Origin of the sequence: Acidovorax benzenivorans, from assembly GCF_028680575.1 — a bacterium.
Lineage (GTDB): Bacteria > Pseudomonadota > Gammaproteobacteria > Burkholderiales > Burkholderiaceae_C > Acidovorax > Acidovorax benzenivorans.
Window position 1 is genome coordinate 1 of record NZ_JAPCKI010000003.1, and the last position, 23,459, is coordinate 23,459.

Consider the following 23,459-nt stretch of genomic DNA (forward strand, 5'->3'; position numbering starts at 1 on the left):
TCTGCGACCCCTTCGCGGTGCGATGGGGCAACCTGCGTCGGTGCGGTTGCGGGGTGCGCCGAAGAACACACTGCGCTGCGTTGCAGCTCCGTTCAGACAACTGCGGCGAGTCAGATCACGACGCACGCGCGCTCCGACGCGCGTGCCACCCCGCAACCGCCCCGCCGCAGGCGCAGCCAGCAGGGGTGGGACAGCCGAACAGCCGGACATCCACACGGGCCATTGCTTCGCTCGGCCCCGCCTCGCGGGCGCAAGCGCCACGCGCTGCGCAAACTGGGCCCAGCGAAGCAATGGCCCGTGTGGATGTTGGGTCCCCTTGCCCCTCTGGCTGCGCCGAGGAGCGCAGGGTTTGGCGGATCAGGGCTCGCGATTGTTTGAGCGCAGTGAAACGAAGCGAGTTCGAGCGAGACCCCGCCAAACCCGAGCACCGCAGGTTGCCCCGGCGCGCAGCGGCGGGGACGCAGACAGTGGGGTCGCCCTTTCTTTGGTTCCTTTCTTTCGGCGACGCGAAAGAAAGGGACTCGCATGCCGGGCGACTCCCGGCCTCCGCCCTCAACACAGGCATGCGGCCATATCAGCGCACGCAACCAAACACTACAAAATCAATAGCGGCGAGCGCATATCCCACTAGCGTATTCAGCCAAAATCACCAAAAAAAGATCACATCACCCGCCCATACCACCACACCGACAACCCGGTCGCCACCAACGCCAGCACCGCTCCCAACAACGCCAGCAAAGAAGAAATCTCCGTCTCCTTCTTCTCCACCGTCAGCCGCGAGCTCAGCGTCTCGTACACCTTCTTCAGATCCGCTGCCGTCGCCGCATGAAAGTATTCGGCATGGGTCCGCGCGGCCACGGCCTTCAGGGTTTCTTCGTCCAGCCGTACCCGCATCGACCAGCCCTCAAAGCCAATGGTCTCGCCCTGCACCGTGCCCACCCCCACCGTGTACACCCGCACCCCCCGGTCGGCCGCCCACTTGGCGGCTTCCAGTGGGTCCACACCCGTCGTGCGCTGGCCGTCCGTCAGCATGATGATGGCGGCCGAGTTGTACGAGCCCGGTGCCACGGGCGTGAACGTCTTGGCGGGGTCCTGTTGCTTGCCCAGCTCTTCGATGGGCTTCGGGCGCATGGCCTGGCGGCCGCCCAGGGCGGCGATGTCGATGCCCGCGTCGGGGAAGATCGTGGCCAGTGACAGCATGATGCCGTTGCCCGTGGCCGTGCCGCGCTGCAGCTGGAAGCTGTCGATGGCTTTGACCAGGTCTTCACGGCTCTGGGTGGGCAGCTGGGCCAGCTGGGCGCTGCCCGCAAAGGCCACGATGCCCACGCGCACATGGCGCGGCAGGTCGGCAATGAAGGCCTTGGCGGCGTTCTGGGCGGCGGTGATGCGGTCGGGCTCTACGTCGGCAGCGCGCATGCTGCCCGACACGTCCATCGCCAGCATGATGGTCTGGTCCTGCGACGGCAGGGTGATGACGGCCAGCGGGCGCGCGGCAGCCAGCAGCAGTGCCACCAGGGCCAGCAGGAACAGCGCGGGCGGGATGTGGCGGCGCAGGTGCTGGCCGGGGCCCATGGCCTCGCGCACCAGGGACAGGCTGGAGTAGGTTAGCGCTGTTTTCTTGCGCCGGTGCAGCAGCCACCAGTACAGCAGTACCAAGAGGGGCACAACCAGCAGCAGCCAGAGCAGGGTGGGCCAGAGAAAAACCATGGTGTGTGTCCTTGGTGGCTTGGGGCGTTGGGCGGTTGATCAGGCGGCAGTAGCCTGTGCGGCTGGGCCTGCGGATGCCGATGCGGGGACGAGATGGTTGCTGTGCGCCCGCACCCGGCGCTGGCGCAGGTCCATGAAGCGCAGCAGGGCATCGACCAGGTCGTCGTCGGTGCACAGCTCCAGCGTGTCTGCGCCCGCGCGGGTCAGGCCTTCGCGCAGCGCGGCCTCGCGGTCGGCGGCCAGCTGGGCAAAGCGGCGGCGAAAGCCCGCGTCGTGGGTGTCCACCTGCAGTTGCTCGCCGCTTTCGGCATCGCGCAGCGTGACCAGGCCCACGTCGGGCAGCTCCAGCTCCAGCGGGTCGAGCAGGCGCACGGCCACCACGTCATGCCGCTTGGCCAACTGGGCCAAGGGCTTTTCCCATCCGGGCGCGCTGATGAAGTCGGACACCACAAACACGGTGGACCGGCGCTTGAGCGTGGCCAGGCCTGTCTGCAGCAACCGGTGCAGCTCGGTGGCCCCACCACCCGTCTTGTGCTGCGGCACGGGGGTTTTGGGGGGCAGCAGTTTGTGCACCAGGTGCAGCACATGGGCACGGCTGCTGCGCGGGGGCAGCACGGCGTCCACTGCGCGTTCGGCCTGCGGGCTGGCGCCGCCGTAGAACACAGCGCCCACACGGTTGCCGTGGCGGGTGAGCAGACGCGAAAGCACGGCCACAAAGCCGGTCAGGATGTCGCGCTTGGCATGGCCGGTGGGGCCAAAGCTGATGGACGGACTCAGGTCCAGCAGAAACCAGGCCGACATTTCGCGGTCTTCGGTGAATACGCGCACGTGGGGCGTGTTCAGCCGCGCGGTCACGTTCCAGTCGATGTGGCGCACGTCGTCGTGGGGCTGGTATTCGCGCAGGTCGGTCAGGTCCAGGCCAGTGCCGCGCATCAGCGTGCGGTAGTCGCCCTGCAGCAGGCCGTCCAGGCGGCGGATCACCTTCCACTCCAGCTCGCGCAGCAGCCGGTCGGCCTGCCCCGGCAGCGTGGGCAGGGTGTGCACCGTGGCGGAGGTTTCGTGCGGCTTGCTGGTCATGGCGGGTGGACTCAAGCGGCCTTTTGTTCGTGGTGCAAGGGGCGCGCCGGTGCCAGGATCTTGGCCATGATGCGCTGGATGAGCGCGTCGGCATCCAGTCCCTCGGACAGCGCCTCGTACGACAGCGCCACGCGGTGGCGCAGTACATCGGCGGCCAGGTCGGTCATGTCTTCGGGCAGCACATAGTTGCGCCCGCGCAGCATGGCCAGGGCCTGCGCGCCCTCGGCCAGGGCAATGGTGGCGCGCGGGCTGGCGCCGCAGCTGATGTAGCCGGCCAGGTCCTTCAGGCCATGGCGCGCAGGCTCGCGCGTGGCGGCCACCAGCTTCACGGCGTATTGCAGCATCGAGGGGTCCACATACACCGTGCGGCATTCGGCCTGCAATGCCGCCAGCTGCACCGTGGTGGCCACGGGTAGCACCTGCACGGGCACATCGAGCGCGCGCTGGGCGATCACGAACTCTTCCTCCTCGGTGGGGTAGCCCAGGAGCACCTTCATCATGAAGCGGTCCACCTGCGCCTCGGGCAGCGCGTAGGTGCCTTCGGTCTCAATGGGGTTTTGTGTGGCCATCACCAGGAAGGGCTCGGGCACCTTGTGCGTCTCGCCCGCAATGGTCACTTGGCGCTCCTGCATCACCTCCAGCAGCGCACTCTGCACCTTGGCGGGTGCGCGGTTGATTTCGTCGGCCAGCAGCAGGTGGGTAAAGACGGGGCCCAGCGAGGTGCTGAACTCGCCGGTCTTCTGGTTGTACATGCGCGTGCCCACCAGGTCGGCGGGCACCAGGTCGGGCGTGAACTGGATGCGCTTGAAGCTGCCCTGGATGGTGCTGGCCAGCGTTTTCACGGTGAGCGTCTTGGCCAGGCCCGGCACGCCTTCGACCAGCAGGTGGCCCTGGGCCAGCATGGCGACCATGACGCGCTCCAGAAAGCGGTCTTGCCCGACCACCACGCGTTTGACCTCGTAGAGCACCTGTTCCATCAGCGTGGCGGTGGCGGCATTCGATGCATTGGGCGACGTGCTGGATGACATGGTGCTCCTTGCGATGGCGGATGGGAATGGTGGGGCGGGGTGCGGTCAGAACGGTGGCATGCCGATGGCAGACGCTGCGTTTTCGATGGGCACCGCAAAACCGATGCCGATGAAGGTGCGCGCCTGCGTGGGGTTGAGGATGGCGGTGACGATGCCCACCACCTCGCCGTCCAGCGTCACCAGCGGGCCGCCAGAGTTGCCAGGGTTGGCGGCTGCGTCGAACTGAATCAGGTTGCTGAGCTGGCGCTTGCCCTCGGGCGATGTGAATTCGCGCTGGAGGCCGGACACCACGCCCGCCGAGGCCGAGGGGCCGATGCCGAAGGGAAAGCCTACGGCCACCACATGGTCGCCCGGACGCAGGTTCTGGGTGGACCGCAGGGTGGCGGCCTCCAGGTCGTCGGGCACCTTGTGGGCCTGCAGCACGGCCAGGTCGTTCTCGGGCTGCGCGCCGGTGATGCTGGCCGTGGTTTCCAGCCCGTCGTGGAAGGTGATGCGGATGCGGTCAGCGCCCGCCACCACATGTAGGTTGGTCAGGATGACGCCCTTGTCCACGATCACCACGCCCGTGCCAATGCCGCGCTCGACCTCTTCCTTGCCGTTTTTGCTGCGCCCGTAGCCCACCACGCGCACCACCGAGGGGCCAATGCTCTCCACGGCGCGCGCGGCGGCTGAGGGCGGGGTGGTGGTCTCCAGCGTGCGCAGCACGGCAGCGTCGACGTCGTCCTGGGTGATCTTGCGGGGGGTGTTGCGGGTGTGCTGCCAGGTGCTGGCCGCCAGCAGGGCCGCCAACAGCACCACGATGGTCCACAGTGCGACCAACTGGCGCTTGAATGCCGGAGGCTGGAGGGCGGGGTGTGCGGCGGTGGCCGCACTCGACGCTAGTGGCGCGTCGTCCGCATGCGGGGCGGCAGGTGCCGCAGCTTCGGTGGCATCCACCGCCGCAGGCGTGCGGTTGCGGGCGGGGCGGGAGCTGCTGTAGAGGGCGGGCCGGGGCATCCTGTCACCTTTGCTCGTACACGCCAGGGGCTGGCGCACGCAAATGACGGTAGCACGGTTTGCCCGCAAATGCACAAGCAGGGCTACACAGGCCCGCAGGCCCGTCGGCCCCGTAGGCTGTATCGGGCATCATCGGCGCATGACCGCCTGGATTGACACCCACTGCCACCTCGATGCGCCCGAGTTCGATGCCGACCGCAGCGCGGTGCGTGCGCAGGCGGCGGCCCAGGGGGTGTGCCACTGTGTGATCCCGGCGGTGGAGCGCAGCAACTGGCACACCGTGCGCCAGTTGGCGCATCAGCACGGCGACAGCTATGCGTTGGGCATTCACCCGCTGTACACGGCGCGTGCGCAGGACGACGACCTGCAGCATCTGGCCGAGCGGTTGGAGCAGCACCATGCGGACCCGCGCCTGGTGGCGATCGGGGAGATTGGCCTGGACTACTTTGTGCCGGGCCTCGACCCCGTGCGGCAGGAGCGGTTTTACCGTGCCCAGCTGCAACTGGCCCGGCGGTTTGACCTGCCGGTGATCCTGCATGTGCGCCGCTCGGCCGACAAGCTGCTCAAGGGCCTGCGGGACCTGCCCGTGCGTGGTGGCATTGCACATGCCTTCAATGGCAGCCTGCAGCAGGCACAGGCGTTCATTGCCTTGGGCTTCAAGCTGGGGTTTGGCGGTGCGGTGACCTACGACCGCGCCCTGCAACTGCGTCGCCTGGCGGCCGAGCTGCCGGGGGATGCGCTGGTGCTGGAAACCGACGCGCCCGACATTCCACCCCACTGGCTGTACACCACTGCCGCAGAGCGCGCCACAGGGCAGGCACAGGGCCGCAACAGCCCGGAGGAGCTACCGCGCATCGCGGCCGTGGTGTCCGAACTGCGCGGCCAGCCACTGCAGGCGCTGGCCCGCAGCACCTGGGCCAACGCCGTGGCTGCGTTGCCTCGGTTGGAGCGGCTGCTGGCGGACGGGCGGCCATAGCTGGATCGATGGAGGAGATCGGCAGGGGCATCAATCAGGAGAAATTTAGGAGATTGGCGCAATGTGGCAAAGGGCCGACAGCTATCTTTTTTGTGTAGCAGGATGGGGGCGGCTGCCCTTTGGGCCCAAAATTGCACCATGCCCCTAGCCCCCGCCGCCGCCGGTCTATCCCCGGCCTTCAACCCCGATGCCGGTGGGCAGGCAGTGCGTTGGCACGGTCTGGCTCCGGTGGCCGGTGCGCACACCGTGGTACTGGTGCTGGGCAGTTTTCCTGGGGTTGCGTCGTTGCAGGCGCGTCAGTATTACGCCCACCCCCAGAACCATTTCTGGAAGATCCTGCAGGCCCTGTGGCCACAGCATCCCTTGCCCCCGGCGGGGCCGGATGGCTACCCCGACCGCTGCGCCTGGTTGCTGGCGCGCGGCCTGGGCCTGTGGGATGTGTACCAAAGCTGTGAGCGCGAGGGCAGTCTGGACACCAGCATTCGCCACGCCCGGCTCAACGACTTTGCGTCGCTGCGCAGCGCCTGCCCCCAACTGGCGGTGCTGGCGCACAACGGTGCGGAGAGCTTTCGGCACGCCCAGGCGGTACTCGCTGGGCTGGGCTCTGCCGGGCAGGCATCGCTCTTGCCGCATGATGCGGGGGGTGCGCTGGCGCTGTCTGGCGCGCGGCCCGTGGAGGCGGTCCGGCTGCCATCGACCAGCCCGGCCAACGCCTCCTGGAGTTTTGAACGTAAATTGACCGCCTGGGCCGATGTCATGGCCCGGCATGGATTGCTGTGAATGGCCCGAAAAAAAGAAACCTTGCAAGAGCTGCCTGAAGTCAGCGTGTCCGACGACGGCGAAGTGCGCCACCTGCATCTGGGTACGCCCTGGATCCAGGGCTCCATGCGCATTGACGAGCCCTTTGCCCTGGAGCTGGAATATGTGCAGCGCATGATGGCCTGGCTGCTGTTTGCCGACCTGGCGCAGGTGTCCAAAGGCCATGCCATGCAACTGGGCCTGGGGGCCGGGGCCATCACCAAGTTCTGCCACAAGAAGCTGCGCATCTGCACCACCGCCATCGAGCTGAACCCGCAGGTGCTGGCCGTGTGCCGCCAGTGGTTCAAGCTGCCGCCCGACGGCCCCAAGCTGCGTGTGGTGCTGGCCGATGCGGCCAAGGAGATCCAGAACCCCATGTGGCAGGGCACGGTGGATGCCCTGGCTGTGGACCTGTATGACCACGAGGCAGCCGCCCCCGTGCTCGACAGCCCTGACTTTTATGCCGACTGCCGCGCTCTGCTCACCGAGACGGGTTGCATGACGGTCAACCTGTTTGGCCGTGCGTCAAGCTATGACCGCAGCCTGCAGAGCATGGCGCAGGCGTTTGGCGACAGCGCGCTGTGGGCGTTCAAGCCCACGCGCGAAGGCAACACCGTGGTGCTGGCGCAGCGTACCCCCACGCGCCCCAAGCGTGCGGAGCTGGCCGAGCGGGCCGAGGCCATCCAGGCGCGTTGGGACCTGCCCACCACCAAATGGTTGCGGGTGTTCAAGCCGGTGAACCCCTGAGAGGAAATCTTGCAATGAATGCTCCTGTCGTGACGCCTGACCGGCTGAAATCGGCTTCGTACATCGGTCCAGTGGACTGGCGCCGCATGGTGCAGTGGCTCAGTGATGACAAGGTGATTTCGCGAGAGGAAGCGCAGCGCACCATTGCCCGCTGCTCGCAGGCCGAGAGCTCCCAGCACGCCTTGGTGCGTCTGGCCAGTGTGGCCATGGAGCGCGCCAGCGACGGCAAGCCGCTCGACATCGAGTCGCTGTCCGAGTACCTGGCGCAACGCGCGGGCCTGTCATACCTGCGCATCGACCCGCTCAAGGTGGACGTGGGCCGCGTGGCCGACACCATGAGCGCCACCTACGCGGAGCGCCACAAGGTGCTGCCCGTGCAGGTGACCAGCAAAGAGGTGGTGGTGGCCACGGCCGAGCCATTCATCGACGACTGGGTGGCCGAGGTGGAGCGGCAGTCGCGCCGCTCGGTGCGCCGGGTGGTGGCGAACCCACAGGACATTCATCGCTTTACGGCCGAGTTTTTTGCGCTGGCCAAGTCGGTGCGCGCGGCACAAAAGGCGGGGGGCAGTTCGGGGGGCAACAGCTTTGAGCAACTGGTGGAGCTGGGCAAGAGCAACAAGCAGCTCGACGCCAACGACCAGGGCGTGGTCAAGGTGGTGGACTGGCTCTGGCAGTACGCGTTTGACCAGCGCGCCAGCGACATTCATCTGGAGCCGCGCCGCGACCAGGGCGTGATTCGTTTTCGCATCGATGGTGTGCTGCACCCGGTCTACCAGATGCCCATGGGCGTGCACAACGCCATGGTGGCGCGCATCAAGCTGCTGGGCCGTATCGATGTGGTGGAAAAACGCCGCCCCCAGGACGGCCGCATCAAGACCCGCAACCAGCGGGGCGAAGAGGTGGAAATGCGCCTGTCCACCTTGCCCACTGCGTTTGGCGAAAAGATGGTCATGCGCATTTTTGACCCGGACAACGCGGTCAAGGACCTTGATGCCCTGGGCTTTGCGCAGCACGATGCGCAGCGCTGGGAGGCGTTGGTCAAGCGCCCGCACGGCATCATCCTGGTGACCGGCCCCACGGGCTCGGGCAAGACCACCACGCTGTACTCCACCTTGAAGCGCGTGGCGACCGAAGAGGTCAACGTGAGCACGGTGGAAGACCCGATCGAAATGATCGAGCCCAGCTTCAACCAGACCCAGGTGCAGCCGCAGCTCGACTTCAACTTTGCCGAGGGCCTGCGTGCCCTGATGCGGCAGGACCCGGACATCATCATGGTGGGCGAAATCCGCGACCTGGAGACCGCCGAGATGGCCATCCAGGCGGCGCTGACGGGCCACCTGGTGTTCTCCACCCTGCACACCAACGATGCCCCCAGCGCCATCACCCGCATGATGGAGCTGGGTGTGCCGTCGTACCTCCTCAATGCCACCTTGCTGGGCGTGCTGGCCCAGCGGCTGGTGCGCACCCTGTGCAAGCAGTGCAAACAAAAGGATGAGGCCGCGAGCCGCGAAGCCCTGACCGAGGTGGTCAAGCCCTGGAAGATCAGCGGCAGCTACCACCCCTACAAGCCGGTCGGCTGTGTGGATTGCCGAATGGGTGGATTTCGGGGCCGTATGGGGTTGTATGAACTGCTCACCGTCAGCGAGGCGTTGAAGGACAAGATCACCCAGGCGCCTTCCATCGATGTACTGCGCCGCCAGGCCGTGCAAGATGGCATGCGCCCCCTGCGCCTCGCGGGCGCGCTGCGCGTGGCCGAGGGCCTGACCACCATGGAAGAGGTGATAGCGGCCACGCCGCCCCTGGAGTGAGCAACAGGGCGGGCGAGGTTGCGCGCGGGGCAGTCTTCTCCTTCCCGACTTCTTTTTTGTTTCTGAGACGGTCTCTTTGGTGACTTGTCCCGCCGTCAGGGGGCTGGGCGTTACCGGATGTAGGTGGAATCCACATCGCATCGCCCCCGCCTTGCCAGCACAATCGCGCAGTCGAGAATTCCGTCAAGGAGACAATTCGTGAAAATCAAGAGTAACAAAGACTTTGCGTCCGGGCTCATGTTCATGGGCGTCGGTATCGCATTTGCGTGGGGCGCCACCACCTACAACGTGGGTACGGGTGCACGCATGGGGCCCGGCTACTTCCCGCTGTTGCTGGGGATCTTGCTGGCCATCATCGGCAGCGTGATCACCTTCAAGGCGCTCACCGTGGAAACCGCCGATGGCGACAAGATCGGCAAGTGGGCCTGGAAGCCGCTGTTCTTCATCCTGGCCGCCAACTTTGCCTTCGGCATTCTGCTGGGCGGTCTGCCCAGCATGGGCATCCCGGCCATGGGGCTCATCGTGGGCATCTATGCGCTGACCTTCATCTCCAGCCTAGCTGGCAATGAGTTCAACGCCAAGGCCGTATTCGTATTGGCCACCGTGCTCGCCATTGGCAGCTACGTGGCTTTTGTGTGGGCGCTCAAGCTGCAGTTTCCTGTGTGGCCGAGTTTCATCGCAGGTTAAGCAGGAGCACCGACCATGGATCTTATTAACAACTTGTCGTTGGGTTTTGGTGTTGCTTTCACCTTCCAGAACCTGATCTACTGCTTTGTGGGCTGTTTGCTCGGCACGCTGATTGGCGTGTTGCCCGGTATCGGCCCAGTGGCGACCATCGCCATGCTGCTGCCTGCCACCTACGCACTGCCCCCAGTGGCCGCGCTGATCATGCTGGCCGGTATTTATTACGGCGCGCAATACGGTGGTTCGACCACCGCCATTCTGGTGAACCTGCCGGGCGAGTCTTCGTCGGTGGTGACCGTGATTGACGGCTACCAGATGGCACGCAAGGGGCGAGCGGGGCCGGCGCTGGCGGCTGCAGGCCTGGGTTCGTTCTTCGCGGGCTGTGTGGGTACGTTGATCCTGGCGGCCTTTGCGCCTCCACTGACCGAAGTTGCCTTCAAGTTCGGCCCTGCCGAATACTTCTCCCTGATGACCTTGGGTCTGATTGGCGCCGTGGTGCTGGCCTCGGGCTCGCTGCTCAAGGCCGTGGCCATGATCGTGCTGGGTCTGTTGATGGGCCTGGTGGGTACCGATGTGAACTCGGGGGTGGCACGTTTCAGCTTCGATATCCCTGAGCTGACCGACGGCATTGGTTTCGTGACCATCGCCATGGGCGTGTTCGGCTACGGTGAAATCATTGCCAACCTGTCGCGTCCCGACGATGAGCGCGAGGTGTTCACTGCCAAGGTGGAAGGCCTGTTCCCCACCAAGGAAGACTTCAAGAACATGATCCCCGCTGTACTGCGTGGCACGGCACTGGGTTCTGCCCTGGGTATCTTGCCCGGTGGTGGTGCCTTGCTGGCGGCCTTTGCTGCCTACACGGTGGAAAAGAAGACCAAGCTGCGTCCTGGCGAAGTGCCCTTCGGTCAAGGCAACATCCGCGGTGTGGCGGCCCCCGAGTCGGCCAACAACGCAGGTTCGCAGACCTCGTTCATTCCACTGCTGACGCTGGGTATTCCTCCCAACGCCGTGATGGCGCTGATGGTGGGTGCCATGACCATCCACAACATCCAGCCTGGTCCCCAGGTGATGACCAGCAATCCCGAGCTGTTCTGGGGCCTGATCGCCTCGATGTGGATCGGCAATGCGATGCTGGTGATTCTGAACTTGCCCCTGATCGGCATCTGGATCAAGCTGCTGACCGTGCCTTACCGTTGGCTGTATCCGTCTATCGTGCTGTTTTGTGCGGTGGGTGTGTACTCCACCAACAACAACACCTTCGATATCTGGATGGTGGGCGCGTTTGGCCTGATTGGCTACATCTTCCACAAGCTGGGCACTGAACCTGCACCGCTGCTGCTGGGCTTCATCCTGGGCCCGATGATGGAAGAAAACCTGCGCCGTGCGCTGCTGCTGTCGCGTGGCGACTGGAGCGTGTTTGTCACGCGTCCGTTGTCGGCCGGTCTGCTGGCGGCTGCGGCCCTGCTGCTCATCATCGTGCTGCTGCCTTCTGTGAAGAACAAGCGCGAAGAAGCGTTCGTGGAAGACTGATCTGTCCCGATTGACTTTTCCACCCTGACCAACGGCACCTTCGGGTGCCGTTGTTTTTTGGGTAGTGGCGTCCACATTGCACCGCTGCTGCCAGTACACAATGGCGGGCAGAGGTCCGCATGTCCACACCCTTTCTCCCCACGCAGCACCCCCATCGGGTGATGCTGCACAACGAAATTCATGCCCGCCCGCCCGAGGCGATGAATGCCCCCCTGGCCATCGCCCACATCGTGATGTTGGCCGATGCTGCCGGGCGCGAGGCCAGCCGGGCCCATGTGGCCGCGCTGCTGCGGGACCACCACATGGCGCTGCCGGATGCCCAGACCACCCATCTGCGGATGGACCTGGGCGCTTTCAGGATGCGCTGGGAACTGCACACCGAATTCGTCACCTGGACCTTCATGGCCCCGGCGTCTGTGGAGGCCTTTGGCGAACGCGAGCCTGCGAGCGCGGTGGACTCAGTGCCCCACGACTGGCTAGCCGCCTTGCCTGGCCAGTGCCTGTGCAGCTTGAACCTGTGGGTGTTGCCCACACACACCTTCGGCTCGGGTTCGTTGGTCAAGCATGTGCTGTATGAAGACACGCTGGTGGCGTCCACCGTGGCCGACGGGCATGGCGAGGTGTACACCGACTTTGCGATCCATGCCGACGGCTTTTCGCGCATGGTACTGCTGGCAGGGGGCATGACACCACGGCGCTTGGGGCGCCTGGTGCAGCGTCTGCTGGAGATCGAGACCTACCGCATGGCGGCCTTGCTGGGCCTGCCTGCCGCCCGCGAGGCCGCCAGCGTGCTGGCCTTTGCCGAGCGCGAACTGGCGGCATTGGCCGAGGCCATCCGCACGGCCAACCGAGACGACGAGCCCGCCTTGCTTGACCGGCTGACGCGTCTGGCCGGACAGGTGGAGAGTCAGTATGCGGCCACGCACTCGCGCTTCTCGGCCAGCAGCGCCTACTTTGAATTGCTGGACCGCCGCATCCAGGACATTGCCGAGTCGCGCCTGGCGGGCATGCAGACCATTCGCGAGTTCATGGACCGGCGCCTCACCCCAGCGCGCAGCACCTGCGAGTGGGCAACCCGTCGGCAAGATGCGCTGTCGCAGCGCGTGTCGCGCATGAGCAACCTGCTGCGCACCCGGGTGGAGATCGAGCAGCAGCAAAGCAGCCAGGCGCTGCTGACCACCATGAACCACCGGCAGGATCTGCAACTGCAAATGCAGTCCACGGTGGAGGGCTTGTCCGTGGCGGCCATCACCTATTACATCGTGGGGCTGGTGAGCTATCTGGCCAAGGGCGCGCAAAAGCTCGGGTGGCCCTTGTCGGCAGAGACGACGGCTGCCCTGGCGATACCGGTGGTCGCGGTGGGGGTGTGGTGGTCGTTGCGGCGGCTGCACCAGCGGGTGTTCCACAAGCACCGCTGAGGCGGTAGACCCGGCGATCCGTCGGGCGGCACGGAGCAGGTTCAGCCACGCAGCCATCGTTGATGAAGGGGGCGCCCGCGCAGAGGTTCGATGGCCCGCGCCAGCCCTGTCGTGTCACACTGGGGGCTGCTTTCCGGTAGCGCCTGGTGGGCAGACATTCCAGCGGGCGCATCGCGCCCCTTCATACCCGTGACCACTGAAAAGAAGAGCATTGCGTCCGGCCTCGTGCTGGCATTCCTCGGTTCCATCGCATTCAGCGGCAAGGCCATCATCGTCAAGCTGGCCTACCGCTACGGGGTGGATGCGGTCACGCTCATCATGTACCGCATGCTGTTTGCGCTGCCCATCTTTGCCGTGATGGCCTGGTGGGCCAGCCGGGGCAAGGCGCCGCTCACCCGCAAGGACTGGCTGGGGGTGCTGGGCCTGGGCGTCACCGGCTACTACCTGGCGAGTTTTCTCGACTTTGCAGGGCTGGCCTACATCAGTGCCAGCCTGGAGCGGCTCATCCTGTACCTCAACCCCACGCTGGTCGTGTTGCTGGGCTGGCTGCTGTATGGCCGCGGTATCCGCTGGGCGCAGGCTGCAGGCATGCTGGTGAGCTACAGCGGTGTGGTGCTGGTGTTTGGCCACGAGGCCAACCTGCAGGGTGCCAACGCCGCCTGGGGCACCTTGCTGGTGTTCCTGAGCGCGGTGAGCTACGCCATCTACCTAGTCTATAGCGGCGAGATGGTGCAACGCCTCGGCGCACTGCGGCTGGTGGGCCTGGCCACCACGGTGGCGTGCCTGTGCTGCCTGTTGCAGTTTGTGGTGCTGCGGCCGCTGAGTGCGGCAGTGGTGGCTCCGGAGGTGATCTGGCTGTCGGTGCTCAACGCCACCCTGTGCACGGCCGCGCCGGTGCTGATGGTGATGATGGCCATTGAGCGCATTGGAGCGGGCATGACCGCGCAGACGGGCATGGTGGGCCCGTTGTCCACCATCCTCATGGGTGTGTGGATTTTGGGCGAACCGTTCACGGTGTGGGTGGCCGCGGGTACGGCGCTGGTGGTGGTGGGCATCTTCACCTTCACCCGCATGGCGCGCAGGGCCTGATGGCCGTTGTCACAGAGCTATAGCGATCTGTTCCAGGCGCCAAGTGCCGCCTTGAGAAGTCGTAAACAGGCTCTACGACGTTTTTTTCTTGGGTGCCGCCTTGCGGACTGGCGCGTTGGCGGGGGCTGCGGGAGAGGGCTCCGTCACGGCTGTCGGGGCGGCCTTGGGGCTCATGCGCTGGGCCACCGTCACCGGTGCCGCACCCGTGAAGCTGTCCAGGTTTTTGCCCATGGCCAACTCCAGTTGCTCCAGGCGCGCCTGGGCGGGTGGGTGGGTCGCCAGGGCCAGGGTGAATGCCGGGTTGTCGGGGGTGGCTGTGCGCAGCTGTTGCAGCACGGACACCAGTCCATACGGGTCGAATCCAGCGCGGGTGGCCAGGGCCACGCCGGTGCGGTCGGCATCGTACTCATCGGTCTGGTCCAGGCCGCGTGCGTACAGGTTGCGCCCCAGTGCCAAAAACTGCGAGGCCACCACGTTGCCCACGGCGTTGGTCCTGATCTGCGACGCCACCAACTGGGTCAGCATGCCCGACTGCGCCGTCTTGCGAATGGCCAGCAGGTGGTGCTTAGCGGTGACGTGGGTGATTTCGTGGGCCAGGATGCCCGCCAGTTCGGCCTCGTCGGCGCAGCGGTCGATCAGTCCCTTGGTCACGAAAACATAGCCGCCCGGTGCCGCAAACGCGTTGTAGCCCGGGTCGTCCAGCACCACAAAGGTCCAGGGCAGATGGGGGCGGGGCGATTGCAGGCTGATCCAGCGCCCGAGCTGGTTCACGTAACGCTGCAGGGCCATGTCCGGGTGCAAGGGCTTGCTGCCCAGCAGCACGGCCGAGAGTTGTCGGCCGATTTCGATCTCACGGGGCTCGTCGATGCTCTCGACCGAACGGGTGAGCATGCTGATGAGGTCATCCCCCTGGCCTGCGGGGCTGCCCCCACCGGTGATGGCGCCCAGCAGGCCGCCGCCGGTGTTGCTGGTGCTGCCGCCGCCCAGGGCATTGAGCAGATTCATGACACCCTGGCTTTGCCCCTGGCTCGGCAGCAGGGTCAGGGCCAGGGCTGTGCAGGCCGTTGCGAGTAGCCGGGTGCGAGCGGGGGATTGGGGCAGGCGCATGGCAGCTCTCGTTCAGTTGGGGCTGAAATTGGGGTCGGACGGGTTGTTGGACGAGCCTGTCGCACCCGGTCCGCTGCTGGAGGAGGGGCGGGGCGGCTCGGCCAGTGGGGCCACGTTGCGTGGTTGCAGCGCGGCATTGTTGGCGAACTGACGGGCCTGGTCGGCGTTGACGCGCAGACCTTCGGCCTGGCTCACAGCTGCAGGGTTGGGCTGCGCCTTGGCGATGTCTTCGGCGCCCAGACCTCGGATGCCCACGGTGGAGGTGGCGGTGGTGGTGCCACCGCTGTTCCCGCCGAACAGGCTACCCAGGCCGCGCATGCCACTGGTGGCAGCGTTGCTGGTAGCGGGGGCCGCGCCCGACTGGGGCCCCAGGTCAAACATGTGGACCCAGCCGGTGGCGCCTTGTGCCGTGCTGACCTTGGTCCAGGGGCCCTTGCGCTCGCTGGTGCGCGTGACGACGGAGTTGGCCTCCAGGGGCGCCACGCTGGCGCCATTTTCTGCGGGGCTGTCGCGCAGTTGGGTGGCGCGTTTGACCATGGCTGCTTCCTGCGCATGTGCTGTGGCGGCAAACAGTGGCAGCAGCGCCATCGCGGCCGATGCCAGCCAGGGGGCCAGGGCTCTGCAGTGCAGCCGGATCATTTGGTAACTCTCCACTTATGATTTGTTGTGGCTGCAGTGCGCAGCGCGAAAACCGGAGATTGTTATGGATTTGGGTATTGCAGGCAAATGGGCGCTGGTGTGTGGCGCGAGCAAGGGGCTGGGTTATGGCTGCGCACAGGCGCTGGTGCGTGAGGGCGTCAACGTGGTGATCAATGCCCGCAGCGCCGAGGCACTGAATCAAGCTGCTACTCATTTGATAGCTGAAGGCGCAAATAGAACAGGCGCTAGTGGCCAAAATGGCACCCAACCGCAAGTGCTGGCCGTGGCCGCTGACATCACCACCCCCGAAGGGCGTGCAGCGGTGTTCTCGGTGGCGGGTGGCCCGGGGCGGGACTTTGACATCGTGGTCACCAACGCGGGCGGCCCGCCAACCGGCGACTTCCGGGACTGGAATCGCGATGCCTGGATCAAGGCGGTGGACGCCAACATGCTGACTCCCATCGAGCTGATCCAGGCCACGGTGGACGGCATGGCCGCGCGCGGGTTTGGCCGCATCGTCAACATCACCTCCAGCGCCGTGAAGGCGCCCATCGACATCCTGGGCCTGTCCAACGGCGCACGCAGCGGACTCACCGGGTTTGTGGCAGGCGTGTCGCGCAGCAAGATTGCAGCGCGCGGCGTGACCATCAACAACCTGCTGCCCGGAAAATTCGACACCGACCGACTCGCCGCCACAGTGACCGCTGCCGCCACGAAGGCGGGCAAGAGTGTTCAGGACGTGCGCTCCGTGCAGCAGGCGCAGATTCCGGCCGGGCGCTACGGCACTGCTGAAGAGTTTGGCGCTATCTGTGCCTTCCTCTGCAGCGTGCAGGCAGGCTATATGACAGGCCAGAACGTGCTGGCCGATGGTGGTGCCTACCCTGGTACGTTCTGACGCAGGCCGGGCCCGACGCGGCCCGGCTGGCGGGCTGTGCGGCGCAGTGCTTCCGCAGAACGGGGGCAGCCGTGGTGTTTTGCCGACAGCTTTACCGGAGCGCTGAATAATTGGTGGAATACTGCGGGCCAGCGCCTGCCACTGCCCGCCTCCATGCACCCTGCTCACACCCCTTTATTGCTGCGCCTGAAACGCTACGGCGCCCTGCTGTACCTGGCGCTGGGCACTTTGGGGGGGGTGCAGGCCGCGGAGGCGGTCAACACGCTGGGTACGGGGGCAGGTGCGGGGGCGACAGTGGCCGCTCCTTATCGGCTGCGCATCGTGGGGGGGCTGGCGGGCATCAGCCAGTATGTCCGGCAGGAAGAGCCCTTCTGGACCAAGGAGCTGTCGCGCCTGAGTGCCGGGCGCTTCCAGGCAGAGATCGTGCCCTTTGACCGGGCTGGCGTGCCCGGGGCCGAGATGCTGCGGCTGTTGCAGCTGGGCGTGGTGCCTTTTGGCACGACCCTGATGAGTTCCTTTACGGCGCAATACCCCGAATACACCGCGCCCGATCTGGCCGGACTGAACCCCGACCTTGCCACGCTCAAGACTACGCTGGCTGCGTTTCGCCCCTACCTCGAAAAGGCGCTGCGCGAACAGCATGGTGTCGAGGCGCTGGCCATTTACGTGTACCCGGCGCAGGTCGTGTTTTGCAAGAAGCCGCTGCGTGCGCTGGCAGAGCTGACCGGCCGACGGGTGCGTGTGTCGTCGGCCAGCCAGGCCGACTTTGTAGCGGCCCTGGGCGGGGTGCCGGTGCTGACCAGCTTTGCGCAGATCGTGCCAAGCTTGACGGCGGGCAATACCGAATGCGCGATCACCGGCACCATGTCGGGCAACATGCTTGGCCTGCCATCGCTCACTACCCACGTCCACACCCTGCCCATCACCTGGGGGCTGGCCGTGTTTGGTGCCAACCAGGCTGCCTGGGCGGCGCTACCGGCCGATCTGCGCACGCTGCTTGCGCGCGAGTTGCCTCGCCTGGAGGCTGCGATCTGGGCCGAGTCCGAGCGCGAAACCGCAGACGGACTGGCCTGCAACCGGGGCGCTCCCACCTGCAACGGCGGTGTCAAGGGCAGCATGGTGGTGGTGCCCGTGTCGCCCCAGGATGAGCGCAGTCGCCAGGAGATCCTCGGGTCCACCGTGTTGCCGCGCTGGGTACAGCGTTGCGGCGCCCGCTGTGCGCAGGTCTGGAACCAGACCATCGGGCCAGCACGTGGTCTGCAGGCAGCGCCTGCGAAATGACAGAGTTCGCTGCACCTTCGCGCATCAAGGCCTATGTCTGGGCGGGCGGCGCCATTTTTGTGGCGGCCGTGGTGATGGTGGCCGGCACTCTGGCATGGGATGCCCGCCAGACCGCGCTGGCCGATAGCAAGGCGCAAGCCACGCGTTTTGTGGCCGGGGCAGAAGCGGCGCTCAACCGGTCGCTGCTGGCCGTGGACGTGTTGCTGGCCAGCATGGACGAGCTGCTGGGGCTGTCCAACGTCATGACGGCGTGGGTGGACGCCGACGCTGCCAGCCAGCGGCTGCGTGGGTCGGCCCGGCAGAACCTCATGGTGCGCTACGTGGCCGTGCTCGACGGCGCGGGCAAAACCCTGGCTTCGTCCGACCCGGCTGGCGGAGGCCTGTTGGTGCAGTTGCCCGCCGGTTTTCTGGAGAGCGTGTTGGAGCAACCGGTGTCAACGCTGATGGTCAGCGCACCGGTGGTGAGCTTTGCCAGCTCCGAGCGGGTGCTGTACTTTGCGCGCCACCTGCGCATGGCAGGCAGCACGCGCGTAGTGGCGGTGGCTGAGCTGCCGGTGTCGGCGCTCAGCTCGGTGCTGGTGCAGGGCGTGGACATCAGCGGACTGCAGGTGACGCTGGAGCGCGCCACCGGCCAGTTGCTGCTGAGCGTGCCTAACCGCGAAGACGTGATGACCGCGCCCACCCTCACGCCGCCCATTGGTGACCTGGCCGATCAGGGCATGGCCTGGCAGGCTCCGGCGCGCCTGACCGGGGACCCGTCGCTGGTGGTGTTCCGGCCCATCCTGTACCAGGATCTGCGCATTGCGGCCAGCGTTCCGCTGGATGCAGCGCTGGCCGACTGGCGCAATCAGCGCGATGCCATTGCGCTGACCACCTTGTTGTTCATCGCCATGATCGTTGCCGCAGGGGTGATGGCGTTGCGGTATGTCGACCGGATGTACCAGGCCCGCCTGGCCATCGCGCAGTCCAAGGCCACGCTGGACCAGGCGCTGGAGTCCATGGTCAGTGGCTTCTTGCTGCTCGACAGTCAGCAGCGCGTGGTGCAGTGGAACCTACAACTGGAGACGATTCTCCCGTGGCTGCGTGGCGTGGTCGCGCCGCTGGTGCCGTTTCGCACGCTGCTGGAGGCCACGGTGGAGCACCATGCGCCCCGCCTGTCCGATGACGAGGGCAGGCGCTGGGTGAGCCAGCGCCTGCAGCGGCAAAAACACCAGCCCGAGCCGCGCGAGCAGTCGTACGCCAACGGCAGCACCATTCAGATCACCGAACGCGGCACCCCCGACGGCGGGCTGGTCATCAGCTACCACGACGTCACCGCATTGCGCAAGGCCAGCACAGAGATCGAGAGCCTGGCCTTCTACGACCCGCTGACCAACCTGCCCAATCGCCGCCTGCTGATGGACCGCATGCAGCAGGCCATTGCCGCCAGCGTGCGCAGCGGGCAGTACGGGGCCTTGCTGTTCCTGGACCTGGACCACTTCAAGACCTTGAACGACACGCGCGGCCACGAGGTGGGCGACATGCTGCTGCGCCAGGTGGCCCAGCGCCTGAAGACCTGCGTGCGGCGCGAGGACACCGTGGCGCGGCTGGGAGGTGACGAGTTTGTGCTCATGCTCAGCGACCTCTCGGTCCACCGCGACGAGGCCGCCGCCCAGGCGCGCCGCGTGGGCGAGAAGATATTGCGCAAGCTCAACGTGCCCTACACCCTGGGGGCCAACGCGCACCACAGCACGCCCAGCATCGGTGCCACGCTGATGGGCGGTTCCCTGCAGTCGTCGGTGGACCTGCTCAAGGAGGCCGACATCGCCATGTACCAGGTCAAATCGCAGGGGCGCAACGCGCTGTGCTTTTTTGACCCGCAGATGCAGATCGTCATCAGCATGCGCGCGCAGTTGGAGAGCGACCTGCAGATAGCGCTCACCGGACGGCAATTTGTGCTGCACTACCAGCCCCAGTTCCACCTGGATGGCCGCTTGGTGGGCGCCGAGGCCCTGATCCGCTGGCAGCACCCCGAGCGCGGGCTGGTCGCCCCTGGCGAGTTCATCGGTGTGGCCGAAGAGAGCGAACTCATCGTGCCCATGGGCCACTGGGTGCTGCGCACCGCCTGCGAGCAACTGGCTGTCTGGCAGGGGGACGAGCGCTACCGGCACCTGCAGGTGTCGGTCAACGTGAGCGCGCGGCAGTTCCGCCAGCGCGACTTTGTGGCCCGGGTGGTGGAGGTGCTGCGCGAGACCGGCGCCAAGCCGCACCTGCTCAAGCTCGAACTGACCGAGTCGCTGGTGCTGGACAACGTGGACGACACCATCGCCAAGATCGGCATGCTCAAGACCAAGGGCGTGCGCTTTTCGGTGGACGACTTTGGCACTGGCTATTCATCGCTGGCCTACCTCACGCGACTGCCGCTGGACCAGCTCAAGATCGACCAGTCCTTTGTGCGCAACCTGGGGGTGCGACACACCGACGATGTGATCGTGCAGACCATCCTCGGCATGGCGCGCAACCTGGAGCTGGATGTGATCGCCGAAGGGGTGGAAACCGTGGCGCAAAAAGACTTTCTGGCCCGGCACGGCTGTGTGTACTTTCAGGGCTATCTGATGGGGCGGCCCACCCCGGCGGCCGCGCTGGAAGCGCTGATGGAGTCCAGCGCCATGGCTGCTACGCAGGGCTGAACCGGGTTTTCATATGCTCCATTGTCGCTATGTTTTGTGTAGCTATGGAGGTAATATTGAGTAGCGCTACAGCCGGATATTGTTCAAAATATCCCTCGCCTCAGCGCCGTGACGACACCACAATGCCCCCCACGATCAGTGCGAACGCCACACCGTGGAAGGTCTTGGGTGTTTCGCCCAGAAACGCGGCCGACAGCACCCCGGCAAACAGCGGCGTGAGGTTGATGAAAAACCCCGCCACCGCAGGCCCGGCGCGCTGCACGCCCACGCCCCAGCAGCGGTAGGCCAGCACGGCGGGCCCCACGGCAATGAAGGCCAGGGCGGCGGCCAGCGGCCAGCCCCATTCAATGTGCGTGCGTCCGCTGGCCCACTCGGCCCCCGCAAAGCTGCCCGACCAGGCCAGTCCAAACACCATCTGCGCCATCAAAAACGCGGCCCAGTCGCCCCGGATGCTGGAGGGCTCGGTGGTGCGCGACAGCAGCCAGCTGTAGAACGCCCACGAGACGGTGGCCAGCAGCATGAACAGGTCCCCCGGCACCAGGCGGAAGGCCAGCAACTGCGACCACTCGCCCCGGCTGAGCACCAGCAGCACCCCACACACCGACAGCAGCGCCCCCAGCACCTGCCGCCGGGTGACGGACGCCCCGAAGAACAGGGCACCCACGGCCAGCATCCACACCGGCATGCTGGACCCCACCAGCGTCACGTTGATGGGCGTGGAGGTCTGCAGCGCCATGTATTGCAGCGCGTTGTAGGCCCCGATGCCCAGCAGCCCCAGCAGCGCATAGCGGCGCCAGTGGGGCCACAGGGGGCTGTCGGCGCGCAGCACGCCTTGGGCCAGGGGCAGCAGGATGGCAAAAGCCAGCACCCAGCGGATGAAGTTCAGGGTGATGGGGGGAATCAGGTCGTGTACCAGCCGCCCCACCACGGCATTGCCGGCCCACAGCAAGGGCGGAATCACCAGCAGCACGGCCGTGCCGGGTGTGATTTTTTGAGTCATGGGGCTGCACTGTAACGGTGCGGGCTGGGCCTTGCTGCGCCCGGGGCACAAGGCCCCAGCGCACACCGGCGTCGCGCGGGCCGTCGGCAACCGTGCAGGATTCGTGGCAGGATGGCCGCCGTTGTGACTTCACCCCCATTTTTGAGGAGACCGTTAGCCATGAGCCTTGCCGTCCAGATCCGCCAGCACGGTGGTCCCGAAGAACTCCACATTGTGGATGTCACCGTGGGCGAACCCGGCCCCGGCGAAGTCCGCATTCGCCACCACGCCATCGGCCTGAACTTCATCGACGTGTACCACCGCACCGGCCTGTACCCGTTGAACATGCCCGCCACCATCGGCATGGAAGGCGCAGGGGTGATCGAGGCCGTGGGCGAGGGTGTCACGCACCTGAAGGTGGGCGACCGCGCCGCCTATGCCAGCAACCCGCCGGGTGCCTACTGCGAAGTGCGCGTGATGCCCGCCAAGTGTGTGTGCAAGCTGCCCGATGCCATCAGCTTCGAGACCGGCGCGGCCATGATGCTCAAGGGGCTGACGGCGCAGTACCTGCTCAAAAAGACGCGCCCTGTGGAAGGACTGGAGCCCGGCGATTTTGTGCTGTTCCACGCGGCGGCTGGTGGTGTGGGCCTGATCGCCAGCCAGTGGGCTAAGGCGCTGGGCCTGCAGCTCATTGGCACGGCGGGCTCGGATGCCAAGTGCCAGTTGGCCTTGGCCAACGGCGCGGCGCACGCCATCAATTACAGCACTGAGGACTTCGCCGCACGCGTGAAGGAGATCACCGGCGGCAAGGGCGTGAAGGTGGTGTACGACTCGGTCGGGAAGGACACCTGGGACAAGTCGCTCGAATGCCTGCGTCCCTTCGGCCTCATGGCCAGCTTTGGCAACGCGTCGGGCCCGGTGGCGCCGTTTGCACCCGGTAGCCTGGGCGCCAAGGGCTCGCTCTACGTTACGCGCCAGACGCTGTTCACCCACATCGCCACGCGCGAGGCCACGCAGGCCATGGCCGACGACCTGTTTGCCGTGGTCGCCAGCGGGCAGGTGAAGATCCACATCGACCAGCGGTACCCGCTGGCCGATGTGCAACAGGCGCACCGCGACCTGGAGGCGCGCAAGACCACCGGCTGCACCATCCTCACGCTGTGAACGCGCCTGCTCAGACGCCCACGTTTGATCAGTGGCTGGCGGGGGCGCGCCAGGCGGCGCAGCAGCCCCCGGCCCAACAGCGGCAGCCGCTGGTGGTGGCGGGGCAGGTGGTGGGATCGGTGGCACCTGGATTCTTAAGTCAAATCAGCCTGAAGCGCTTTATCCATAAGCGCTATCAGCTATCAGAAAAGGAGCATCTTCAGGGCAGCGCATGGTCTTTGCACGCGTTGCCTGAAGACACCACGGACGCCCTCAACACCTTGGCCGCCGCGCTGCGCGATGCCGACCTGTGTGGCCCCTGGCGCGATGAGCAACTGGCGGTGACCAACCCGGCGGGCGAGGTCATCGGCACGGTGGAACGTGGGGCCGTGCGCGTGCTGGGCGTTGCCACCCGGGCCGTGCACTTGGTGGGCCTGGCGCCCGACGGCCGCATGTGGGTGCAAAAGCGCGCCATGACCAAGCCCAACAACCCCGGTCTGTGGGACACGCTGATGGGCGGCATGGTCTCGGCGGCCGACTCGCTGCCCCAGGCCCTGGCCCGCGAAACCTGGGAAGAGGCTGGCTTGCAGGTGGACACCTTGGCCGACGTGTCCCATGGTGGCCAGGTGCTGTTCAGCCGCCCCAGCCGTGAGGGCGGCGGCGCGGGCTTTATGGTGGAGCGCATCGACTGGTTCCGCGCCCAGGTGCCCCAGGGCATGGAGCCCGACAACCAGGACGGCGAGGTCGAGCACTTTGAGCTGCTGCCCCTGGACCTGGTGCGCGAGCGCGTGGCGCAGGGGCTGTTCACGCTGGAAGCCGGGCTGGTGATTGCGGGGTTTCTGGGCGTGTAGTTGCCGCTGCGGCGTGGGCGTTGCCTGCGCGGGCGGA

At 66.2% G+C, this 23,459-nt stretch carries 20 protein-coding genes; 13 read left to right on the forward strand and 7 right to left on the reverse strand.

Annotated elements, in window-relative coordinates:
• Positions 1–660: 660 nt before the first annotated feature.
• Genes OIN59_RS05935 through OIN59_RS05950 form a run of 4 tightly spaced genes read right to left on the reverse strand, consistent with a single transcriptional unit; the run spans position 661 to position 4,808 of the window.
• Positions 661–1,707 carry a VWA domain-containing protein gene (locus OIN59_RS05935; protein WP_274108095.1) on the reverse strand — a complete coding sequence of 349 codons (1,047 nt, stop codon included), beginning with the start codon at positions 1,705–1,707 and terminating at the stop codon, positions 661–663.
• Positions 1,708–1,746: 39 nt separating this feature from the next.
• Positions 1,747–2,784: a DUF58 domain-containing protein gene (locus OIN59_RS05940; protein ID WP_274108097.1), complete on the reverse strand. Its 1,038-nt coding sequence runs from the start codon at positions 2,782–2,784 to the stop codon at positions 1,747–1,749.
• Positions 2,785–2,795: 11 nt separating this feature from the next.
• Positions 2,796–3,812 (reverse strand): AAA family ATPase, encoded by a 1,017-nt coding sequence (locus OIN59_RS05945; protein ID WP_274108099.1) that lies wholly within the window; start codon positions 3,810–3,812, stop codon positions 2,796–2,798.
• Positions 3,813–3,857: 45 nt separating this feature from the next.
• Positions 3,858–4,808, reverse strand: coding sequence for a S1C family serine protease (locus OIN59_RS05950; protein ID WP_274108101.1), 951 nt, complete (start codon positions 4,806–4,808; stop codon positions 3,858–3,860).
• Positions 4,809–4,947: 139 nt separating this feature from the next.
• Here OIN59_RS05950 and OIN59_RS05955 point away from each other — a divergent pair, with 139 nt between their 5' ends.
• The 8 genes from OIN59_RS05955 (at position 4,948) to OIN59_RS05990 (ending at position 13,858) form a co-directional block, all read left to right on the forward strand.
• A complete protein-coding gene (locus OIN59_RS05955) occupies positions 4,948–5,784 on the forward strand; it encodes a TatD family hydrolase (protein ID WP_274108103.1) in 837 nt (278 codons plus the stop codon).
• 138 nt (positions 5,785–5,922) lie between these two features.
• Positions 5,923–6,564 (forward strand): DNA-deoxyinosine glycosylase, encoded by a 642-nt coding sequence (locus OIN59_RS05960; RefSeq protein ID WP_274108105.1) that lies wholly within the window; start codon positions 5,923–5,925, stop codon positions 6,562–6,564.
• Complete coding sequence (locus tag OIN59_RS05965) at positions 6,565–7,329, forward strand: class I SAM-dependent methyltransferase (protein WP_274108106.1); 765 nt, start codon at positions 6,565–6,567, stop codon at positions 7,327–7,329.
• A gap of 14 nt (positions 7,330–7,343) precedes the next feature.
• Entirely contained in the window at positions 7,344–9,137 is a 1,794-nt protein-coding gene (locus OIN59_RS05970) for a GspE/PulE family protein (protein WP_274108108.1), read from the forward strand.
• A 198-nt stretch (positions 9,138–9,335) separates the two neighbouring features.
• Entirely contained in the window at positions 9,336–9,824 is a 489-nt protein-coding gene (locus tag OIN59_RS05975) for a tripartite tricarboxylate transporter TctB family protein (RefSeq protein WP_274108110.1), read from the forward strand.
• 15 nt (positions 9,825–9,839) lie between these two features.
• Entirely contained in the window at positions 9,840–11,351 is a 1,512-nt protein-coding gene (locus OIN59_RS05980) for a tripartite tricarboxylate transporter permease (RefSeq protein WP_056060945.1), read from the forward strand.
• Positions 11,352–11,470: 119 nt separating this feature from the next.
• Positions 11,471–12,769: a DUF3422 family protein gene (locus OIN59_RS05985; RefSeq protein ID WP_274108114.1), complete on the forward strand. Its 1,299-nt coding sequence runs from the start codon at positions 11,471–11,473 to the stop codon at positions 12,767–12,769.
• A 189-nt stretch (positions 12,770–12,958) separates the two neighbouring features.
• Positions 12,959–13,858 (forward strand): DMT family transporter, encoded by a 900-nt coding sequence (locus tag OIN59_RS05990; RefSeq protein ID WP_274108116.1) that lies wholly within the window; start codon positions 12,959–12,961, stop codon positions 13,856–13,858.
• 72 nt (positions 13,859–13,930) lie between these two features.
• Here OIN59_RS05990 and OIN59_RS05995 read toward each other — a convergent pair whose 3' ends face one another.
• Both OIN59_RS05995 and OIN59_RS06000 read right to left on the reverse strand, forming a co-directional pair.
• Positions 13,931–14,965, reverse strand: a complete 1,035-nt coding sequence (locus OIN59_RS05995; protein ID WP_274108118.1) for a M48 family metalloprotease — start codon at positions 14,963–14,965, stop codon at positions 13,931–13,933.
• Positions 14,966–14,977: 12 nt separating this feature from the next.
• The gene (locus OIN59_RS06000) at positions 14,978–15,604 is read right to left on the reverse strand and encodes an SH3 domain-containing protein (protein ID WP_274108120.1); all 627 of its coding nucleotides are present in this window, start codon (positions 15,602–15,604) and stop codon (positions 14,978–14,980) included.
• 64 nt (positions 15,605–15,668) lie between these two features.
• Between OIN59_RS06000 and OIN59_RS06005 the strand changes: the two genes are divergently transcribed.
• The 3 genes from OIN59_RS06005 (at position 15,669) to OIN59_RS06015 (ending at position 20,449) form a co-directional block, all read left to right on the forward strand.
• Entirely contained in the window at positions 15,669–16,499 is an 831-nt protein-coding gene (locus OIN59_RS06005) for an SDR family oxidoreductase (RefSeq protein WP_274108122.1), read from the forward strand.
• A gap of 153 nt (positions 16,500–16,652) precedes the next feature.
• Positions 16,653–17,780 (forward strand): TRAP transporter substrate-binding protein, encoded by a 1,128-nt coding sequence (locus OIN59_RS06010; protein ID WP_274108124.1) that lies wholly within the window; start codon positions 16,653–16,655, stop codon positions 17,778–17,780.
• Positions 17,777–20,449: a bifunctional diguanylate cyclase/phosphodiesterase gene (locus OIN59_RS06015; RefSeq protein WP_274108126.1), complete on the forward strand. Its 2,673-nt coding sequence runs from the start codon at positions 17,777–17,779 to the stop codon at positions 20,447–20,449. The genes OIN59_RS06010 and OIN59_RS06015 overlap by 4 nt, the downstream gene beginning before the upstream one ends.
• A gap of 100 nt (positions 20,450–20,549) precedes the next feature.
• Here OIN59_RS06015 and OIN59_RS06020 read toward each other — a convergent pair whose 3' ends face one another.
• Positions 20,550–21,449: a DMT family transporter gene (locus OIN59_RS06020; protein WP_274108128.1), complete on the reverse strand. Its 900-nt coding sequence runs from the start codon at positions 21,447–21,449 to the stop codon at positions 20,550–20,552.
• Positions 21,450–21,608: 159 nt separating this feature from the next.
• Here OIN59_RS06020 and OIN59_RS06025 point away from each other — a divergent pair, with 159 nt between their 5' ends.
• The gene (locus tag OIN59_RS06025; RefSeq protein WP_274108130.1) at positions 21,609–22,592 is read left to right on the forward strand and encodes a quinone oxidoreductase family protein; all 984 of its coding nucleotides are present in this window, start codon (positions 21,609–21,611) and stop codon (positions 22,590–22,592) included.
• Positions 22,589–23,422: an NUDIX hydrolase gene (locus tag OIN59_RS06030; protein WP_274108131.1), complete on the forward strand. Its 834-nt coding sequence runs from the start codon at positions 22,589–22,591 to the stop codon at positions 23,420–23,422. Before OIN59_RS06025 ends, OIN59_RS06030 begins: the two co-directional genes overlap by 4 nt.
• Positions 23,423–23,459 lie beyond the last annotated feature (37 nt).

What these genes read in the sequence shown, in the direction of transcription:
- OIN59_RS05960 (WP_274108105.1), top strand. Translation starts at nt 5,923, where the DNA reads ATGCCCCTAGCCCCCGCCGCCGCCGGTCTATCCCCGGCCTTCAACCCC.
- OIN59_RS05980 (WP_056060945.1), top strand. Translation starts at nt 9,840, where the DNA reads ATGGATCTTATTAACAACTTGTCGTTGGGTTTTGGTGTTGCTTTCACC.
- OIN59_RS06000 (WP_274108120.1), bottom strand. Translation starts at nt 15,604, where the DNA reads ATGATCCGGCTGCACTGCAGAGCCCTGGCCCCCTGGCTGGCATCGGCC.
- OIN59_RS06010 (WP_274108124.1), top strand. Translation starts at nt 16,653, where the DNA reads ATGCACCCTGCTCACACCCCTTTATTGCTGCGCCTGAAACGCTACGGC.
- OIN59_RS06015 (WP_274108126.1), top strand. Translation starts at nt 17,777, where the DNA reads ATGACAGAGTTCGCTGCACCTTCGCGCATCAAGGCCTATGTCTGGGCG.
- OIN59_RS05995 (WP_274108118.1), bottom strand. Translation starts at nt 14,965, where the DNA reads ATGCGCCTGCCCCAATCCCCCGCTCGCACCCGGCTACTCGCAACGGCC.
- OIN59_RS05970 (WP_274108108.1), top strand. Translation starts at nt 7,344, where the DNA reads ATGAATGCTCCTGTCGTGACGCCTGACCGGCTGAAATCGGCTTCGTAC.
- OIN59_RS06005 (WP_274108122.1), top strand. Translation starts at nt 15,669, where the DNA reads ATGGATTTGGGTATTGCAGGCAAATGGGCGCTGGTGTGTGGCGCGAGC.
- OIN59_RS05940 (WP_274108097.1), bottom strand. Translation starts at nt 2,784, where the DNA reads ATGACCAGCAAGCCGCACGAAACCTCCGCCACGGTGCACACCCTGCCC.
- OIN59_RS05935 (WP_274108095.1), bottom strand. Translation starts at nt 1,707, where the DNA reads ATGGTTTTTCTCTGGCCCACCCTGCTCTGGCTGCTGCTGGTTGTGCCC.
- OIN59_RS06025 (WP_274108130.1), top strand. Translation starts at nt 21,609, where the DNA reads ATGAGCCTTGCCGTCCAGATCCGCCAGCACGGTGGTCCCGAAGAACTC.
- OIN59_RS05965 (WP_274108106.1), top strand. Translation starts at nt 6,565, where the DNA reads ATGGCCCGAAAAAAAGAAACCTTGCAAGAGCTGCCTGAAGTCAGCGTG.
- OIN59_RS05950 (WP_274108101.1), bottom strand. Translation starts at nt 4,808, where the DNA reads ATGCCCCGGCCCGCCCTCTACAGCAGCTCCCGCCCCGCCCGCAACCGC.
- OIN59_RS06020 (WP_274108128.1), bottom strand. Translation starts at nt 21,449, where the DNA reads ATGACTCAAAAAATCACACCCGGCACGGCCGTGCTGCTGGTGATTCCG.
- OIN59_RS05985 (WP_274108114.1), top strand. Translation starts at nt 11,471, where the DNA reads ATGTCCACACCCTTTCTCCCCACGCAGCACCCCCATCGGGTGATGCTG.
- OIN59_RS05955 (WP_274108103.1), top strand. Translation starts at nt 4,948, where the DNA reads ATGACCGCCTGGATTGACACCCACTGCCACCTCGATGCGCCCGAGTTC.
- OIN59_RS05945 (WP_274108099.1), bottom strand. Translation starts at nt 3,812, where the DNA reads ATGTCATCCAGCACGTCGCCCAATGCATCGAATGCCGCCACCGCCACG.